The organism is Clostridium sp. LS, from assembly GCF_002760435.1.
GTDB lineage: Bacteria > Bacillota > Clostridia > Clostridiales > Clostridiaceae > Clostridium.
The window spans coordinates 28,570-46,063 of record NZ_AUUU01000023.1 but is presented as its reverse complement, the minus strand read 5'-3'; the positions used below and the strand labels follow the sequence as shown (position 1 = coordinate 46,063).

The following is a 17,494-nucleotide window of genomic DNA, read 5'->3' as shown; positions in this document are numbered from 1 at the left end:
AGTAAGCAAATAAAAAAATTTTTCTACAAAAATTTAAAAAATATAAAATCAAGATACACTTTATTTAAAGGATAAAAACTTATTTTGAAGTGTATTTTTATAAACTATCTGTGGAAAAAACTAATTCACATTAAAGTGAATTAAATAAAAATAAAAATAAAAATAAAAAAATTATTTAAAATCTGAAAAACATGAAAATCAAGATACACTTTGAATTGTAAGGATAAAACAATTTTAGAGAGGTGTTTATATTGGCAAAGATAAATATTTCTAAGTGTGAAGTTTTTGAAGAAAGCACTTTTGAATTTGATATAGAGAATGTAATATACAATTTTATATTAGGGAAAATAAAAAATGAGAAGTATACGGAGGATAAGGAAGTATGAAAATAAGTGAATTGTTAGTGAGATTAGAAGAAGTAGAATTCAATACAGGTAATTTTAATATTTCTAATTTCTATAGAAATAATAAAGAAGCAGATGTAAGTATAGGAATATATGCAAGAATATCTAGAAAGAATTCTACGCTAATAGATCAGCAGAAAAAGGCAATTAGGTTATTTCTTCAATGGAAAATAAAATTAGATGTACAAACTACAGTTGTGGAGTATTCAGATGATGGATTTTCTGGTACGCAAGATGGCAGGGAAGGATATAGCAATATGATGAGAGATTTAAAGTTGGGGAAGATAAATGTTATTGTAACTACAAATATAGATCGATTTGGACGGGCAACAGAGAATATAATATGGGATATTTATCCTCAGGGAGAAGTAAAATATTTATATATTAGTTTAGACAATAAAATAATTAATGCAATAAGTAATATGACATATATAAAAGAAAAGGCTGCTACAGCCGATGACTATGCTAAAACTTGCAGTATAAAAGCAAGAAGAGGATTAGAGACAAGAATACAGGAAGGTTCTGCTATTAGTTCCAAAGCAGCATATGGATATAAAATAGAAGTAGATAATGTAACTGGTTTACGCAAATATCGTTTAGGAAAAGATGAAGAAATTGAAACAGTGAACTATATATTTCAAAAATATTTATTAGGAGAAACTTTAGGAGATATTTCACGGACTTTAACTAGTAGTGGAATTATAAGTCCATCTGGTAAAAAAACATGGAATAAATCTACTATAGAAAGTATATTAAAAAATCCACTATATTCAGGACAACTTTATCAGAAGAGATATCAAAAACAAGGATACGCATATTATGGAGATGGTCGAAAGATTGTACGAGTAGAAAAAGATGAGTGGATTAACAGTGGGAATTTTGAAGGAATCGTAGACATTGAAACTTATAATACGGTTCAAACTATGCTAAATGAAAATAGAGGAGTTAGAAGTAGTAAGTCTAATAAGAGGGCCTTTACAGGAGTTTTAAGATGTGGAGATTGTGGACGAGCATTGATATTTAAAGAAAAGTGGGCTGGATATAAATGTTCTGGTAGTCAACATAAAGAAGGAAAATGTTCAACCCATTTCATAAAAGAAGATGATATTTGGAATTTAACCTTTAATAAACTAAATGATAAGATTCAATATAATTATGAAAAACTGAAGAAACCTATTCAGGAAAGAATCAATGCAACAAATGGAGCACAGCAAAAGCAAAAAAGAATAGAAAAAAATAATGAGAAGATAGATAATGCTGCTAGAAGAATTGCGAGTCTATATTTTGAAGAAGATAAAAGGTATGCAGATTCGGTGATCACTGAAATAAAAAATCAAATAACTAAGATAGAAAAAGAAAATAAAGAATTAGAACGAAGAGCACAAGAAGATAAAAAATATCAACATGATATGCTGTATATACTTGAAAATATAGATAAGAACATAGAAAAAGAAAATTGGGTTATTAATTTATTTATTAAAGAAATTAAAATATATCAAGACAATAAAATAGAAATTATTTGGAGGTGCTAGATAGAGGTATTAAATGATACCTCTATTTGTAATTAAAGAGAAATAATCTAATAAAATTATAATATATCAATTATAAATTAAGGTTAAATGTATGAAGGATAATTTTGAAACTGTATATGGGAATGAAGATTTCTTTAAATTGTTTGAATTACTAGTAGATAATAAAATGGCAGAGATACTTCAAAAGGTTAAAGAAGATAGTAAAGCGTGGTATAATAATATAGAATACTATCCATCCACAAACACTAATGGTGAGGTGGATGAAAAAGATGAATAAAATATGGAACATAGCAATTTATGCAAGAGTTTCTACAGATAAAAAAGAACAAAGTGAATCTATTCCAGTACAGGTTGAAAATTTAAAAAAATGGATATTGAATAAATCAAGAGAAGATGTAAGTGCAATATACAATCTAATTGATGTCTATCAGGATCAAGGAATATCAGGATCCTCATTTGACAGAGAATCTTTTATTAGAATGAAAGAAGACATAGAAAATAAAAAAATTAATATGGTAGTAACTAGAGATTTATCAAGATTTTCAAGAAATTATATTCTTGCAGGATATTATTTAGAGGATTATTTTAAAGTAAATAATATTAGATTTATATCTGTCTTAGACAATGTAGACACTGAATCAGAGTTTGATAATGATATTATACCTTTCAAAAATATTTTAAATGAAATGTATATAAAGGATTGTAGTAGGAAAGTTAGATCTGCATTATTAACAAGGATGGAAAGAGGAAGCAGCATTGCCAGCAAACCGCCATATGGGTACAAATTTCAAGAAGTTTATGAAGGGAATCAAAAAAACATAAAATTAATTCCGTCTGAAGATGAATGTACTCAAGTGGTGAAAGAAATCTTTACACTATATTTATCAGGATGGGGAGCGGGAAAAATAGCAAGTTATCTAAATAAACAAAAAATTGACCCACCTTCTAATAGAATCAAAAACTTTGCTAGGAAAAAATTTGGGAAATGGAGTAATAATACTATTATCAGTATATTGAGAAATCCTAAATATGGTGGATACATGGTTCAGGGAAAATATAAGAAGGTAAGTTATAAGGTGAAAAAAATTAATATAATGCCTGCTGAACAGTGTATATATGGAGGAGAATTTGAAGGGATAATTTCTAAAGATGTTTTTGAAAGAACTCAACAAATGATGAAAGATCGCTCTAATAGTAATTATAGATATAAGAATGGAGTTATACATGCTTTTTCAGGTGTTCTTAAGTGTGGAAAATGTGGAGGGAGTATGACTTATAGAAAAAAATATAAAGGATATAAGTGTACGAATAGCCAACAAGGTGCTCAAAGGTGTTCTCCGCACAGTATTAAAGAGACAAGGTTAATTGAGATTGTCTCAAATGAAATAAAGAGTATGATAGATGAAAAAATAGATAAAAGCAAGGTCTATGATAGGTTCAGTAATATAAAAATAGAAAATGATTTTGAGAATGAATTAAAGTCTGTAGAAAAAGAATTAAATGCTCTTGATGGTAAATTTAAAAAAATATATGAAGATAAATTAGAAGGAGTTATGAATCAAAGAAATTTTGATTCTATGATTCAGGATATTCAAGAAAAGCAAGATAAACTTATAGAAAGAAAAGATCAATTAGTAAATATGCTTAAGAAAAATGACGTTGATAATGACTTGTTGAAAAAATACAAAATAGAAATAGATGATCTCTTAGAAGGAAAAACAATTGATAGGAGATTAGTAGAAACTTTAGTAGATAAAATTATTATAGATGAGGTTAACGGCAGTAAAGAAAAAAAGTTGACAATCTATTATAAATTTTCGAAATAATTAAGTGTAGATACTAAATTTTATAAATAAGTGTTTTATTAAAAAGATACTTATCGTCTAAAAAGGGACTGCAACTTGTATAGGCTTGTCTGCAGTGAAATTATTAAAACAAGATGCTAATGCAGTTATGGTTGTATTACCATCAGATCACTATATTCAAGGTGAGAAGAATTATATAGATACGTTATCTCAAGCAATAGAGATGGCTAACAAGAGGAGATGTATTGTTACTCTTGGAATTGAACCAAGTAGAGCAGAAACTGGGTATGGCTATATAGAAATGGGCGAGAGAACCACTGGAACTATCCCAACTTATAAGATCGCAAGATTTACTGAAAAACCAAATTCAGAAGTAGCTAAAGATTTTATATTAAAAGGAACCTATCTATGGAATTCAGGAATGTTTGTATTTAGAGCAGATGTTATTTTAAGAGAAATAGAAAAATACCTACCTAAATTGCACAAATCATTAATGGAAATATATAAAAGCTTAGGTGAAGAAAACGAGGAAAAAACAATAAAGGAGCAATATGAACTAATAGATGGAATATCTATAGATTTTGGAGTAATGCAAAGAACAAGAAAAGCATATGTCATAAAATGTGATTTTAATTGGGATGACATGGGAAGCTTTGGAGCTTTAAGCAGACTTTTAAGCACAGACAAAAATAACAATATTTCTAAGAATGTTTATATTGATGAATGTGAGAATTGCTCTATATTTGGAGATAAGAACTTAATTATTGGATTCGGAATAAAGGATTTAGTTGTAGTTGATGCAGGAGATGTTATACTCGTAATGGATAAGAACAAGGACCAAGAGATAAAACATTTATTAAATAAACTTAATGAAAACCAAAAATATAGTAAATTCCTATAAGCTTGGCAAATAAGCTGATTCAAAACAGAAAAACTTTGAACAGCTTATTTTAATTATAGTGGGAAATAAGGTAGAATTTTAGATTACTAAAACTATACTAGGTAACTATAGAATCTGTAATAAAGTTTATATAAAAATGCATAAAATGAATGGAATATAAAAAAGATATATGAAATTTAATGCATCAATATAATAGAGGGGATGCATGAATCACTATTTCAGCAGGAAAATAAAATTGTAGAGTTTGTATAGAATGTAATTATAAATAAATAATGTTTAAGATAAGGGTTTTATTAAGATGGCCTATAAAAATGTCTATATTCATATTCTTGGAGATTTGTACATATACTACTTGACTTAGATATTAATTAAGTGTTGTAAATTTATAAGACGAGTATTATTATATAAATATAGTAGGAATTTTAATTAAATTAAAAATTTAATATGTAAATTACTTCAAAATTCTTTTGATATAAATAATTTAAATGTAGAGGATGTGATCATGTTTTGATGATTAATACTCACAAAACTATGGCAGAGAATATTCTAAAGCATGCTAATACAAAAAGTGTGTATTTAATTAATAATAAAAGATTTATATGGGGGAATGTGAAACCTGACTGTGTGCCTAAGTATAAATTAATGAAACATTATTTTAATGAGAGTATAGATATGGTAGTTGAGAAAATCATATATTTATCTTCGCTGACATTGGAAGACGTTTACTATAATATGACAATTGGAAAGTTTAGTGAAGAGCTTGGAGTAATATGTCACTTTTTATGTGATTTTTTTTGTGCACCTCATTATTATCGATGGGAATTTAAGAGTACAAGTGCAGTAAAAAATCATATGTCTTATGAGAATAAATTGGCTAAATTAGCTAAGAATTTCAATCAAACAGGGATTATAAATACAAATATTGAGCCAAATAATATAAAAGAATTTATACTACAACTGCAAGATCAATATGATGGAATACTAGATTATCAGAATGATTTAACATTTTCATACTATGTTTGTGATAGCATTCTAAACATGATTTTAGATAATGTATTTGTAAATGATAATAGTAAAGTAAGTAGAGCAATTTAACTTTTGATTGTGCTTATATTTAAGAAATATCTCAAAGTAATTATATAATTATTTTGAGGTATTTTTTGATGTTACATAAAAAATACTAATTTCATTATTATTTACGGAAGTAATTTGAAAGAAATTCTATCTTAGAGTTAATCTTTTGAAAGTATATGTTACATTTTATAAATTAGAATTATATTTATATTAATATTTTTCACAAATAATTTTAATAAGCTTGACACTAAAATATAGAAGTATGGTAGAATTATTAATCATAGTGGTTAGTCAGTTAAAAAAATGTTGTGTTATTGGGGTATAGTTTGTTAAAAATTAGATTAAATTATAATTAAGTTGGGTTTTGTCTATTATGTAAGCCGATTATGGATAGTTAAAATATTAAATTATTGATTAGGAGAAAATAGGTATGGAAAAGAATAAAAATATATCTATGGCAGTTATAAAAAGATTGCCTAAATATTATAGATATCTCGAAGAACTTATGAAAAATGACGTAGATAGAATTTCTTCAAAGGAATTAGGGGAAAAAATAGGTTTTACTGCATCGCAAATTCGTCAGGATTTAAATTGTTTTGGAGATTTTGGACAACAAGGATATGGTTATAATGTAAAAGAATTATATAACCAAATTAGTTCAATTTTAGGATTGGACAGAGGCTATGAGGCTGCATTAGTTGGAGCTGGGAATATAGGCCAAGCGGTTTCAAATTACTCGAGATTTGAAAACTTGGGATTTAAAATAACGGCTATTTTTGATGCAAATCCTAAATTAATAGGTATGAAAATTAGAGATGTAGAGATTATGGATATAGATGAAATGTCTTCTGTCTTATCTGAACATAAAATTGATATAGGAATAATTTGTGTTCCAAGAAAGAATGCACAGATTGTTGCTGAAGAACTCATCAAAGGTGGAGTAAGAGGAATCTGGAATTTTGCACCTGTTGATTTGGCGGTACCAGATTATGTAAAAGTAGAAAATGTACATTTAAGTGAAAGTTTATTGACACTAATATACTTGCTAAATGAAAGTGATAGCTAAAAAATAGAGTGACATTTTTATCTTAAGAGAAGATAGGTGTTATTATAAATTCAACTAGTTTCAGATGAGTTTTATAGATCAATTGAAGCCAGTTGAATTTGTTTTATCAAAAAGATAAAGTTGATTGAATAGCAATTTGTTATTTTTTTAATTATATATACTTTGATTATCTGTAAGAGACTTGTGTATAATAATAATATTGTATTTTAAGATAGTAAAAACTTGAATGAAAACAGAATATTTTATTGCAAATAATCTAAGTACGTATTATAATTTTAAATAAGGCAATAAAGCTTTATATTTTTTTTCATTCATTTGTTATATTATTAACAAATGAATTTAAAAATATCACAAATAGTATGAAAATTTAAAATAATAAAAATAAGCAAGTTTGAAGGAGGACCTTAACATGGAATTAAAAAATGTAATTCTTGAAAAAGAAGGGCATTTAGCTATTGTTACAATCAATAGACCAAAAGCATTAAATGCATTAAATTCAGAGACATTAAAGGATTTAGACACTGTTTTAGAAGACTTAGAAAAAGACAGTAATGTATATGCAGTTATTTTAACTGGTGCAGGAGAAAAATCTTTTGTTGCTGGAGCAGATATTGCAGAAATGAAAGATCTTAACGAAGAACAAGGTAAAGAATTTGGAATCTTAGGGAATAATGTTTTCAGAAGATTAGAAAAATTGGATAAGCCGGTTATTGCAGCTGTATCAGGATTTGCTCTTGGTGGTGGATGCGAACTTGCTATGTCATGCGATATAAGAATAGCTTCAGTAAAAGCTAAATTTGGTCAACCAGAAGTAGGTCTAGGAATAACTCCAGGATTCGGTGGAACTCAAAGATTAGCTAGAATTGTAGGACCAGGAAAAGCTAAAGAATTAATATACACTTGTGATATTATAAATGCAGAAGAAGCTTACAGAATAGGCTTAGTAAATAAAATAGTTGAATTAGAAAACTTAATAGATGAAGCAAAAGCTATGGCTAATAAAATTGCAGCTAATGCTCCAAAAGCAGTTGCATATTGCAAAGATGCTATTGATAGAGGAATGCAAGTTGATATAGATGCAGCTATATTAATAGAAGCGGAAGACTTTGGTAAATGCTTTGCAACAGAAGATCAAACAGAAGGAATGACTGCTTTCTTAGAAAGAAGAGCAGAAAAGAACTTTCAAAATAAATAATTTTTAGAGAATTAGCTAAAAATCTATTAGAGATTTATATATAGTTTGTTATCGAATAGGTTTAAATAACAAGGAGGGTAATTTAATGAATTTCAAATTAACTAGAGAACAACAATTAGTACAACAAATGATCAGAGAATTCGCAGTAAATGAAGTTAAGCCAATAGCTGCTGAAATTGATGAAACAGAAAGATTCCCTATGGAAAATGTTGAAAAGATGGCTGAATTAGGAGTAATGGGTATCCCATTTGCTAAGGAATTTGGTGGAGCAGGCGGAGATGTTCTTTCATACATAATAGCTGTAGAAGAATTATCAAAAGTTTGTGGTACTACAGGTGTTATACTTTCAGCTCATACATCATTATGTGCATCAGTAATTAATGAAAATGGAACTAAAGAACAAAGAGAAAAATATTTACCAGATCTTTGCAGTGGTAAGAAAATTGGTGCTTTCGGATTAACTGAACCAGGTGCTGGTACAGATGCTGCTGGACAACAAACAACCGCTGTATTAGATGGAGATAACTATATCTTAAATGGTTCAAAAATATTCATAACAAATGGTGGAGTTGCTGAAACTTTCATAATTTTTGCTATGACAGATAAATCAAAAGGAACTAAAGGAATTTCTGCATTCATCGTAGAAAAATCATTCCCAGGATTCTCAGTAGGAAAATTAGAAAACAAGATGGGTATCAGAGCATCTTCAACTACTGAATTAGTAATGGAAAACTGTATAGTTCCAAAAGAAAACTTATTAAGCCAAGAAGGTAAGGGATTTGGTATAGCAATGAAGACTCTTGATGGAGGAAGAATTGGTATAGCAGCTCAAGCTTTAGGTATAGCAGAAGGAGCTTTTGAAGAAGCTGTTAACTATATGAAAGAAAGAAAACAATTTGGTAAGCCATTATCAGCATTCCAAGGATTACAATGGTATATTGCTGAAATGGATGTTAAAATCCAAGCAGCTAAATACCTAGTATACTTAGCTGCAACTAAGAAGCAAGCTGGAGAGCCTTACTCACTTGATGCTGCAAGAGCTAAATTATTTGCAGCAGATGTTGCAATGGAAGTTACAACTAAAGCAGTTCAAATCTTTGGTGGATATGGATACACTAAAGAATACCCAGTAGAAAGAATGATGAGAGATGCTAAGATAACTGAAATCTATGAAGGAACTTCAGAAGTTCAAAAGATGGTTATCGCAGGAAGCATTTTAAGATAGGAGGACTTTTATAATGAATATAGTAGTTTGTGTAAAACAAGTTCCAGATACTACAGCTGTAAAAATAGATCCAAAAACTGGTACATTAATAAGAGATGGTGTACCATCAATAATGAATCCAGAAGATAAACATGCATTAGAAGGTGCATTACAATTAAAAGAAAAACTTGGTGGAAAAGTTACCGTGGTAAGCATGGGGCTTCCAATGGCTAAGGCAACTTTAACTGAAGCATTATGTATGGGTGCTGATGAAGCTATCCTATTAACAGATAGAGCACTAGGAGGAGCTGATACTTTAGCTACTTCAAAAGCAATAGCTGGTGTTATAAAGAAATTAGATTATGATATAGTATTTGCTGGAAGACAAGCGATTGATGGAGATACTGCACAAGTTGGACCAGAAATAGCTGAACATTTAAATATTCCTCAAGTAACTTACGTTCAAGACGTTAAAGTTGAAGGAAATTCATTAATAGTGAATAGAGCATTAGAAGATGGACATCAAGTAGTAGAAGTAAAAACTCCATGTCTATTAACTGCAATTGAAGAATTAAATGCACCTAGATATATGCATGTTGCAAATATATTCTCAACTTCTGATGATCAAATCAAAGTTATGAGCGCAGCTGATATAGATGTAGATGTAGCTGAATTAGGACTTAAGGGTTCACCTACAAAGGTTAAGAAATCTATGACTAAAGAAGTTAAAGGTGCAGGAGAAATCGTTAGAGAAGCACCAAAAAATGCAGCATACTATGTTGTTGGAAAATTAAAAGAAAAACACTACATCTAAGATAATAGGAGGGTAATTTATTATGAATATAGCAGATTACAAAGGCGTTTGGGTCTTTGCTGAACAAAGAGAAGGCGAATTACAAAAAGTATCTTTAGAACTACTTGGAGAAGGTAGAAGAATTGCTGATGAGTTAGGAGTAAAGTTAACAGCTTTATTACTAGGAAATAATATAGAAGCACTAGCAAAAACATTAGCTGAACATGGAGCTGATGAAGTTTTAGTTGCTGATGATAAGAACTTAGAACATTACACAACTGATGCTTACACAAAAGTTATTTGTGATTTAGCAAATGAAAGAAAGCCAGGAATATTATTTGTAGGAGCTACTTTCATAGGAAGAGACTTAGGTCCAAGAATAGCTGCTAGATTATCAACAGGATTAACTGCTGACTGTACATCACTTGCTGTTGAAGGTGAAAATGGAGATCTTTTAGCTACAAGACCAGCATTCGGTGGTAACTTAATGGCTACAATTGCATGTCCAGAACACAGACCACAAATGGCTACAGTAAGACCAGGGGTATTTGCAAAAATCACTACTGATCCATCAAACTGTACAATTGAAAAAGTTGAAGTTAAATTAGCTGATAGCGATGTTAGAACTAAAGTTTTAGAAACTATTAAAGCTAAAAAAGATATCGTAGATATAGCTGAAGCTGATTTCATAGTTGCAGGTGGTAGAGGAGTTGGAAACAAAGAAAACTTCAAACTACTTGAAGAATTAGCTGCTGCTTTAGGTGGAACTGTAGCAGGATCAAGAGCAGCTGTAGAAAAAGGATGGATTGACGGAGCATACCAAGTTGGTCAAACTGGTAAAACTGTTAGACCTCAAATTTATATAGCTTGTGGTATTTCTGGAGCTATTCAACACGTTGCTGGTATGCAAGATTCTGACTTAATCATTGCTGTAAATAAAGATGATTCAGCTCCAATAATGAAAATTGCAGATTATGCAATAGTTGGAGACCTTGCTAAAGTAGTACCAGAATTAATAGCTCAAGTTAAAGAATTTAAGGATGCTGAATAATATAAGTTAACTACTTGTAATAAATTCTTGTAATATTCTAATTTTAAAAGTTAATAATATTACAGGAAAAATAATTAATTAACATACTAAATAATTATTTAACGTGCTTAATAATTATTTTACAAAGCTAGAATATGAATTAATCCGTAGATAAAATATAATCATTTTATCTACGGATATCTATAATGTTAAATTTGAGGAGGAATAATTCATGAAAAAGATTTTTGTACTTGGAGCAGGAACTATGGGTGCTGGTATCGTTCAAGCATTCGCTCAAAAGGGTTGTGAAGTAATAGTAAGAGATATCAAAGATGAATTTGTTGATAGAGGAATAGCTGGAATCGCTAAAGGATTAGAAAAATTAGTTGCTAAAGAAAAGATGACTGAAGAAGTTAAAGAAGAAATTCTTTCTAGAATTTCAGGAACAACTGACATGAATTTAGCTGCTGACTGCGATTTAGTAGTTGAAGCTGCAATCGAAAACATGAAAATTAAAAAGGAAATCTTTGCTGAATTAGATGCAATCTGTAAGCCAGAAACAATTTTAGCTTCAAACACTTCATCTTTATCAATTACTGAAGTTGCTTCAGCTACAAAGAGACCTGATAAAGTTATCGGAATGCACTTCTTTAATCCAGCTCCAGTAATGAAGCTTGTTGAAGTTATCAGAGGAGCTGCAACTTCTCAAGAAACTTTTGATGCAGTTAAAGAATTATCTGAAGCAATCGGAAAAGCTCCAGTAGAAGTTGCTGAAGCACCAGGATTCGTTGTAAACAGAATCTTAATTCCAATGATCAACGAAGCTACTTTCATCCTACAAGAAGGAATTGCTTCAGTTGAAGATATAGATACATCTATGAAGTTTGGTGCTGGTCACCCAATGGGGCCTTTAGCATTAGGAGACCTTATAGGATTAGATGTTTGCTTAGCTATCATGGATGTTTTATTCACTGAAACAGGTGATAACAAATACAGAGCTAGCAGCATATTAAGAAAATATGTTAGAGCTGGATGGCTTGGAAGAAAATCAGGAAAAGGATTCTACGATTATTCTAAATAATGTATTGTAAGTAATAGATTTAAATAAATTATATGTTTGAAAGTCCTCAAAAGAAAATTTGCTTTTGAGGATTTTTTTTTATTCTAAATAGAGAGGAATTTAATAATTTATATAGAAATATATGTAATATAGGAAAATTTTCTGAATATTCCTACATTAAATTTAACATTTCTAGGAGGGTATCAAAATTATGATGAGATTTACATTACCAAGAGACGTTTATTATGGAAAGGGATCATTAGAGCAACTAAAAAATCTTAAAGGAAAAAAAGCAGTGTTAGTACTTGGTGGCGGATCAATGAAGAAATTTGGATTTGTTGATAAAGCCGTAAGTTACCTAAATGAAGCCGGCATAGAAGTTAAATTAATAGAAGGTGTTGAACCAGACCCTTCAGTTGAGACAGTATTTAAAGGCGCTGAAGTAATGAGAGAGTTTAATCCGGATTGGATAATATCCATGGGTGGTGGATCACCAATAGATGCAGCTAAAGCAATGTGGATATTTTACGAATACCCAGATTTTACTTTTGAACAAGCTGTAGTTCCTTTTGGATTACCGGAGCTTAGGCAAAAAGCAAAATTTTTAGCTATTCCATCAACCAGTGGTACTGCAACAGAAGTAACTGCATTTTCTGTAATTACAGATTATAAGACTGAAATAAAATATCCTTTAGCCGATTTTAATATAACTCCAGATATAGCTATAGTAGACTCAGAATTAGCTGAAACAATGCCTCCTACATTAACAGCTCATACTGGAATGGATGCATTAACACACGCAATTGAAGCTTATGTAGCAACACTGCATTCACCATTTACTGATCCATTAGCTATTCAAGCCATTGAAATGATTAATGAATATTTGGCTAAATCATATGAAGGGGATAATGAAGCAAGAGAACAAATGCATTATGCTCAATGTTTGGCAGGCATGGCGTTCTCAAATGCATTATTAGGAATTACTCATAGTATGGCTCATAAAACAGGCGCAGTATTCCATATACCTCATGGATGTGCAAATGCAATATATTTACCATATGTAATTGACTTTAATAAGAAAGCTGCATCAGATAGATATGCTAAAATTGCTAAGAGTCTTGGATTAGATGGACAAACTAATGATGAGTTAATTGATTCATTAACTAGTTTGATACAAGAGTTTAATAAAAAAATGTCAATTCCACTTACTTTAAAAGAGTATGGAATTGATGAAGAAGAATTTAAAGCAAAAGTTGACTTAATTGCTGAAAGAGCAGTTGGAGATGCTTGTACTGGATCAAACCCAAGACAAATAAATAAGGATGAAATGAAGAAAATATTCGAATGTGTATATTACGGAAATAAAGTAGATTTTTAATGCTCATCATAATAGTTTAGACATAGGTTCCAGAAGCCATTCTGGGACCTTCTATTTTACAAGTCATAATATTAATACAGAAAATATTTTTTAATTAACTAAATATTCCATATTGATAAATTAAATGATACAATATATTAATAGATAATTATTTTTGATAAAGGGGAGATACAATGTTAAAGGAGATGGCGAAAAAATACTGGAATGAGGAATATGATTTAAACTGTGCAGAGTGCATTATGTATGCAGCAAATGAAGAATACGACTTAAATTTAACTAAGGAAACCTTAAAGGTTATGTCAGGCTTTGGTGGTGGAATGGCGACTGGTGATGTTTGCGGAGTTATTACAGGAGCTATTGGAGTGATAGGAATTATGTTTACCGAAATAAGTGGTCATAAGAGTCCACATGTTAGAGAAATGACTAGAGAGTTTATTAAGCGGTTTAAAGAAAAACTCGGATTTGTAAAATGTGCTGATTTAAAGAAAGAATATATAAATGTAAAAAGGTGTACACTAATGATAGAAGTGGGTGCCGAGATTTTAGAGGGTATTATACTTGAAGCGAAAAGTAATTAAGATTAACTTTAAGAGGAGAATTACAAATGGACTATAGAGCTGTAAGATCTTATGATGACTACATATTAATTGAAGAAGTTAAGAATTTTAAATTAAAGCATATATTTGAATGTGGGCAGATTTTTAGATTCTGGGAGGTAGAGGAGAACGATTTTATTGTTATTGCATTCGGAAAATTAATAGAAGTAAAAGAAGAAGGCAGTAATATAATAATTTATAATACTACTGAAGAGGAATTCTATACTATTTGGCTTAGATATTTTGATTTAGATAGAGATTATTCGGACATAAAGGAAGAGCTTTCAAAAGATCCTCTGCTTAAGAAGAGTATTGAATTTGGGTATGGAGTTAGAGTTTTGAATCAAGATCCATTTGAAATGCTCATTAGCTTTATTATTTCAGCTAGAAATAATATTCCTTCAATAAAAAAGACAGTAAATAAAATATCAACTAAATGGGGAAAAGAAATTAATTACAAAGGCAATACATATTATGCTTTCCCAAGTATAGAAGAAATTAAAGATGCAAGTTTAGAAGAAATACAAGAAACAGGGGCATCATTTAGAAGTAAATATATATTAGATACAATTAAGAATGTATACAATGCTTCAATTAATGAAGTGAGTGATGGAAATGTTGATGAGGAAAGCTCATACCTTAAATATGATTTGAACTATATTAGAAGTTTAAGTGATGATGAATGTCATAGTGCATTACAATCATTTAAAGGAGTTGGATCAAAAGTAGCAGATTGTATAATGCTGTTTTCTATGGAAAAGACTTCAGCATTTCCGGTTGATGTATGGGTTAAGCGTGCTATGATTCATTTTTATGGGGCAGAGGACTCATCATTAAATAAAATTAGAATTTTTGGAAGAAATAAATTTGGTAAATTAGCCGGATTTGCGCAGCAGTATTTATTCTATTATGCTAGAGAAAATAAAATAAGTGTTGAATAAAAAAGTCTAGGAGATATTTCCTAGGCTTATTTTATATGATTGACAAAAAGACAACAAATGAGTACATAATGAATGTTATTTTATTTCATTTAAAGCTTTTCAGATGTTAACAGGATGTAGAATATTTTGAGTTTTATTCCAAATAATTCGTAACAATGAGAAAATAAAATTTATTGTAAAAGTACTAAAATAGATAATTACTAAGCATAGATTACATGAAAAGAATATAGGAAAAATTCAGAATATTTAAATTACGTAATACTTGTTATAATTTTAACAAGAGTATGTTATAATTATCTCATAGTATTCAACAAGATAAAAATTATTCATGGGAGAGTGTGTATAATGTTTCAATTTGAAAATCAACTTTTAAAGTTAAAGCATGAAGTTCTTACTAGAGTTGCAGTGTTAGCTAAAGAGAATAAAATAAATAAGGAAGAACTAGAGAAAATTCCTTATGATATGATTGTAGGAGATACTCCAACATATAGAGATACTGTTGAACAAGAAAGAAATGTAGTGTTAGAGAGAGCAAAACTTGCAGCTGGTTATAAGCCAAATGGTAAGCATGGACAAAATTTAGTTGATGTTGAAGAAGAAAAGCAAATATTATATGTTATAAAAGAAGCATGTGATAGATGTCCAACAAAGAAATTTCAGGTTACTGATGCTTGTAGAAATTGTGTAGCACATAAATGCCAAAGCTCATGCAATTTTGGAGCTATTACATATGTTAATGGAAGAGCATATATTGAACCTGATAAATGTAAAGAATGTGGAATGTGTAAAAAAGCATGTCCATATGATGCAATTGCAGAAGATATGAGACCTTGCAAAAAATCATGTCCTACAGGAGCATTAAGCTATAATGCAGAAGATTTAAGTGCTGAAATTACAGAAAGCAAATGTGTAAATTGTGGCGCTTGTATGTCAGCATGCCCATTTGGAGCTATTGAAGATAAGAGTTCATTAGTTAAAGTTGTTTATGAATTGATGAAAGAAGAAAATATATACGCTGTAGTTGCACCAGCAATAACAGGGGAATTTGGACCAAAGATAACTTATGGACAAGTTAAAAATGCAATTAAGGCACTAGGCTTTAAGGATATGTTAGAGGCTGCCTGTGGAGCAGATGCTGTAACTGTACACGAAAGTAATGAATTTGTTGAAAGAATGGAAAAGGGAGACAGTTATATGACAAATTCATGCTGTCCAGGTTTCTTAAGCTACATTGAAAAAATGATGCCAGATCAAGCTGAGAGGATTTCTGGAACTGTTTCGCCTATGGTAGCTACAGGTAGATATATAAAGGCTAAGGATAAAGATGCGAAGGTAGTTTTTGTAGGACCTTGTACCGCTAAGAAAAATGAAGCATTAAATGAATCAATAAAAGATGCTGTTGATTATGTATTAACTTTTGAAGAGATAGTAGCTTTATTTGATGCGTTTGAAATTGATCCTGCATCTTGTGATGATATAATAGTTGATGAAGCATCAATTTTTGGTAGAAACTTTGCTGTTGGTGGAGGATTGACTGCTGCAATACAAAATTATGTACAAGAAAAAGGCGTTAATGTAGAATTTAAGCCTGTTCAAGTCTCTGGCGGAGCAGAAATCAAAAAAACTATGACAATGGCTAAGGCAGGAAAGTTGCAAGGAAACTTTATTGAAGGTATGATGTGTGAAGGTGGTTGTATAAATGGAGCTGCTAAAATTGTATCAGTAGTAAAAGCTAAAGCGCCATTTACAAAATTAAACCAACAAACAACAATAAAAAGTGTTCTATCTAATAATGCATTGCAAGAATATCATGATATAAATTTAGAAAGATAATTTTTAAGAATAAAAAAGCTCTAGTTAGCATAAACTGCTGATTAGAGTTTTTTATTGGTTATTTATAATTCGTACTTTATTAGGAGTATAGTATTGCTAGTGCTTTTTACTAGCAATTATTTTTATGAGGTTTATTTTTCGAAAATACGAATGAATTTATAATAATAAATAAAATGGAGAAAAATTAAGGAAATGAGATATATTTTAATCTAGAGAGTAATATTCGCTGAAAAAAGGGATATAATATTAGAAGTAATGTTTGAATTATATGGTTATAAAGGATATTATAATTATGTTAGCACTCGACAATGATGAGTGCTAACAGAAATTTAAATAGAACAATAAATTATATATATATTTTAAGGAGGGTTTTTCATGAACATTAAACCACTTGGTGAAAGAGTAGTAATTAAAAAATTAGAGGCAGAAGAAAAGACTAAAAGTGGAATAGTCTTAACTGGTACTGCAAAGGAAAGACCACAAGAAGCAGAAGTGGTTGCAGTAGGTCCTGGGGCAGTTGTAGACGGAAATAGAGTAGCAATGGAAGTAAAAGTTGGAGATAAGGTTTTATACTCTAAATATGCTGGCACAGAAGTTAAGGTAGATGGAGAAGAATATACTATCCTAAAACAAGATGACATACTAGCAATAGTTGAATAGTAAGTATAACTTGTGTAATGAA

The 17,494-nt window shown here is 30.0% G+C and carries 16 protein-coding genes and 1 pseudogene; all 17 read left to right on the top strand.

Annotated features, from left to right (window positions below):
- Positions 1 to 251: 251 nt before the first annotated feature.
- The 17 genes and pseudogenes from COL3_RS29525 (at position 252) to groES (ending at position 17,472) form a co-directional block, all read left to right on the top strand.
- The gene (locus COL3_RS29525) at positions 252 to 386 is read left to right on the top strand and encodes a hypothetical protein (protein ID WP_008427138.1); all 135 of its coding nucleotides are present in this window, start codon (positions 252 to 254) and stop codon (positions 384 to 386) included.
- Complete coding sequence (locus COL3_RS06310; protein WP_008427139.1) at positions 383 to 1,936, top strand: recombinase family protein; 1,554 nt, start codon at positions 383 to 385, stop codon at positions 1,934 to 1,936. The genes COL3_RS29525 and COL3_RS06310 overlap by 4 nt, the downstream gene beginning before the upstream one ends.
- Before the next feature lie 91 nt (positions 1,937 to 2,027).
- Positions 2,028 to 2,213: a hypothetical protein gene (locus tag COL3_RS06305; RefSeq protein ID WP_008427140.1), complete on the top strand. Its 186-nt coding sequence runs from the start codon at positions 2,028 to 2,030 to the stop codon at positions 2,211 to 2,213.
- Positions 2,206 to 3,762 carry a recombinase family protein gene (locus tag COL3_RS06300; RefSeq protein ID WP_008427142.1) on the top strand — a complete coding sequence of 519 codons (1,557 nt, stop codon included), beginning with the start codon at positions 2,206 to 2,208 and terminating at the stop codon, positions 3,760 to 3,762. The genes COL3_RS06305 and COL3_RS06300 overlap by 8 nt, the downstream gene beginning before the upstream one ends.
- Before the next feature lie 67 nt (positions 3,763 to 3,829).
- Positions 3,830 to 4,642, top strand: a pseudogene (locus tag COL3_RS06295) (sugar phosphate nucleotidyltransferase); the annotation flags it as partial.
- Positions 4,643 to 5,152: 510 nt separating this feature from the next.
- Positions 5,153 to 5,737 carry a zinc dependent phospholipase C family protein gene (locus COL3_RS06290; protein ID WP_008427147.1) on the top strand — a complete coding sequence of 195 codons (585 nt, stop codon included), beginning with the start codon at positions 5,153 to 5,155 and terminating at the stop codon, positions 5,735 to 5,737.
- 409 nt (positions 5,738 to 6,146) lie between these two features.
- Positions 6,147 to 6,782: a redox-sensing transcriptional repressor Rex gene (locus COL3_RS06285; RefSeq protein ID WP_008427149.1), complete on the top strand. Its 636-nt coding sequence runs from the start codon at positions 6,147 to 6,149 to the stop codon at positions 6,780 to 6,782.
- Between the two features lie 409 nt (positions 6,783 to 7,191).
- Positions 7,192 to 7,977, top strand: coding sequence for a short-chain-enoyl-CoA hydratase (locus tag COL3_RS06280; protein ID WP_008427150.1), 786 nt, complete (start codon positions 7,192 to 7,194; stop codon positions 7,975 to 7,977).
- Positions 7,978 to 8,062: 85 nt separating this feature from the next.
- Positions 8,063 to 9,202, top strand: a complete 1,140-nt coding sequence (locus tag COL3_RS06275) for an acyl-CoA dehydrogenase (protein ID WP_008427152.1) — start codon at positions 8,063 to 8,065, stop codon at positions 9,200 to 9,202.
- A 13-nt stretch (positions 9,203 to 9,215) separates the two neighbouring features.
- The gene (locus COL3_RS06270; RefSeq protein WP_008427154.1) at positions 9,216 to 9,995 is read left to right on the top strand and encodes an electron transfer flavoprotein subunit beta/FixA family protein; all 780 of its coding nucleotides are present in this window, start codon (positions 9,216 to 9,218) and stop codon (positions 9,993 to 9,995) included.
- Between the two features lie 22 nt (positions 9,996 to 10,017).
- Positions 10,018 to 11,025, top strand: a complete 1,008-nt coding sequence (locus COL3_RS06265) for an electron transfer flavoprotein subunit alpha/FixB family protein (protein ID WP_008427156.1) — start codon at positions 10,018 to 10,020, stop codon at positions 11,023 to 11,025.
- Positions 11,026 to 11,236: 211 nt separating this feature from the next.
- Positions 11,237 to 12,085, top strand: coding sequence for a 3-hydroxybutyryl-CoA dehydrogenase (locus COL3_RS06260; protein WP_008427158.1), 849 nt, complete (start codon positions 11,237 to 11,239; stop codon positions 12,083 to 12,085).
- Between the two features lie 190 nt (positions 12,086 to 12,275).
- A complete protein-coding gene (locus tag COL3_RS06255; RefSeq protein ID WP_008427161.1) occupies positions 12,276 to 13,442 on the top strand; it encodes an NADPH-dependent butanol dehydrogenase in 1,167 nt (388 codons plus the stop codon).
- A 173-nt stretch (positions 13,443 to 13,615) separates the two neighbouring features.
- On the top strand, positions 13,616 to 14,020 hold the full coding sequence (locus COL3_RS06250) for a C-GCAxxG-C-C family (seleno)protein (RefSeq protein ID WP_008427163.1): 405 nt from the start codon (positions 13,616 to 13,618) through the stop codon (positions 14,018 to 14,020).
- 26 nt (positions 14,021 to 14,046) lie between these two features.
- Entirely contained in the window at positions 14,047 to 14,979 is a 933-nt protein-coding gene (locus tag COL3_RS06245) for a DNA glycosylase (RefSeq protein ID WP_008427165.1), read from the top strand.
- Positions 14,980 to 15,324: 345 nt separating this feature from the next.
- Positions 15,325 to 16,812 carry a 4Fe-4S dicluster domain-containing protein gene (locus tag COL3_RS06240; RefSeq protein WP_008427168.1) on the top strand — a complete coding sequence of 496 codons (1,488 nt, stop codon included), beginning with the start codon at positions 15,325 to 15,327 and terminating at the stop codon, positions 16,810 to 16,812.
- 375 nt (positions 16,813 to 17,187) lie between these two features.
- Positions 17,188 to 17,472: a co-chaperone GroES gene (gene groES / locus COL3_RS06235; protein ID WP_008427174.1), complete on the top strand. Its 285-nt coding sequence runs from the start codon at positions 17,188 to 17,190 to the stop codon at positions 17,470 to 17,472.
- The last annotated feature ends 22 nt before the right edge of the window (positions 17,473 to 17,494 follow it).

What these genes read in the sequence shown, in the direction of transcription:
- COL3_RS06250 (WP_008427163.1), top strand. Translation starts at nt 13,616, where the DNA reads ATGTTAAAGGAGATGGCGAAAAAATACTGGAATGAGGAATATGATTTA.
- COL3_RS06255 (WP_008427161.1), top strand. Translation starts at nt 12,276, where the DNA reads ATGATGAGATTTACATTACCAAGAGACGTTTATTATGGAAAGGGATCA.
- COL3_RS06270 (WP_008427154.1), top strand. Translation starts at nt 9,216, where the DNA reads ATGAATATAGTAGTTTGTGTAAAACAAGTTCCAGATACTACAGCTGTA.
- COL3_RS06310 (WP_008427139.1), top strand. Translation starts at nt 383, where the DNA reads ATGAAAATAAGTGAATTGTTAGTGAGATTAGAAGAAGTAGAATTCAAT.
- COL3_RS06290 (WP_008427147.1), top strand. Translation starts at nt 5,153, where the DNA reads ATGATTAATACTCACAAAACTATGGCAGAGAATATTCTAAAGCATGCT.
- COL3_RS06275 (WP_008427152.1), top strand. Translation starts at nt 8,063, where the DNA reads ATGAATTTCAAATTAACTAGAGAACAACAATTAGTACAACAAATGATC.
- COL3_RS06285 (WP_008427149.1), top strand. Translation starts at nt 6,147, where the DNA reads ATGGAAAAGAATAAAAATATATCTATGGCAGTTATAAAAAGATTGCCT.
- COL3_RS06300 (WP_008427142.1), top strand. Translation starts at nt 2,206, where the DNA reads ATGAATAAAATATGGAACATAGCAATTTATGCAAGAGTTTCTACAGAT.
- COL3_RS06260 (WP_008427158.1), top strand. Translation starts at nt 11,237, where the DNA reads ATGAAAAAGATTTTTGTACTTGGAGCAGGAACTATGGGTGCTGGTATC.
- COL3_RS06280 (WP_008427150.1), top strand. Translation starts at nt 7,192, where the DNA reads ATGGAATTAAAAAATGTAATTCTTGAAAAAGAAGGGCATTTAGCTATT.
- COL3_RS06305 (WP_008427140.1), top strand. Translation starts at nt 2,028, where the DNA reads ATGAAGGATAATTTTGAAACTGTATATGGGAATGAAGATTTCTTTAAA.
- COL3_RS06245 (WP_008427165.1), top strand. Translation starts at nt 14,047, where the DNA reads ATGGACTATAGAGCTGTAAGATCTTATGATGACTACATATTAATTGAA.
- COL3_RS06265 (WP_008427156.1), top strand. Translation starts at nt 10,018, where the DNA reads ATGAATATAGCAGATTACAAAGGCGTTTGGGTCTTTGCTGAACAAAGA.
- COL3_RS06240 (WP_008427168.1), top strand. Translation starts at nt 15,325, where the DNA reads ATGTTTCAATTTGAAAATCAACTTTTAAAGTTAAAGCATGAAGTTCTT.
- groES (WP_008427174.1), top strand. Translation starts at nt 17,188, where the DNA reads ATGAACATTAAACCACTTGGTGAAAGAGTAGTAATTAAAAAATTAGAG.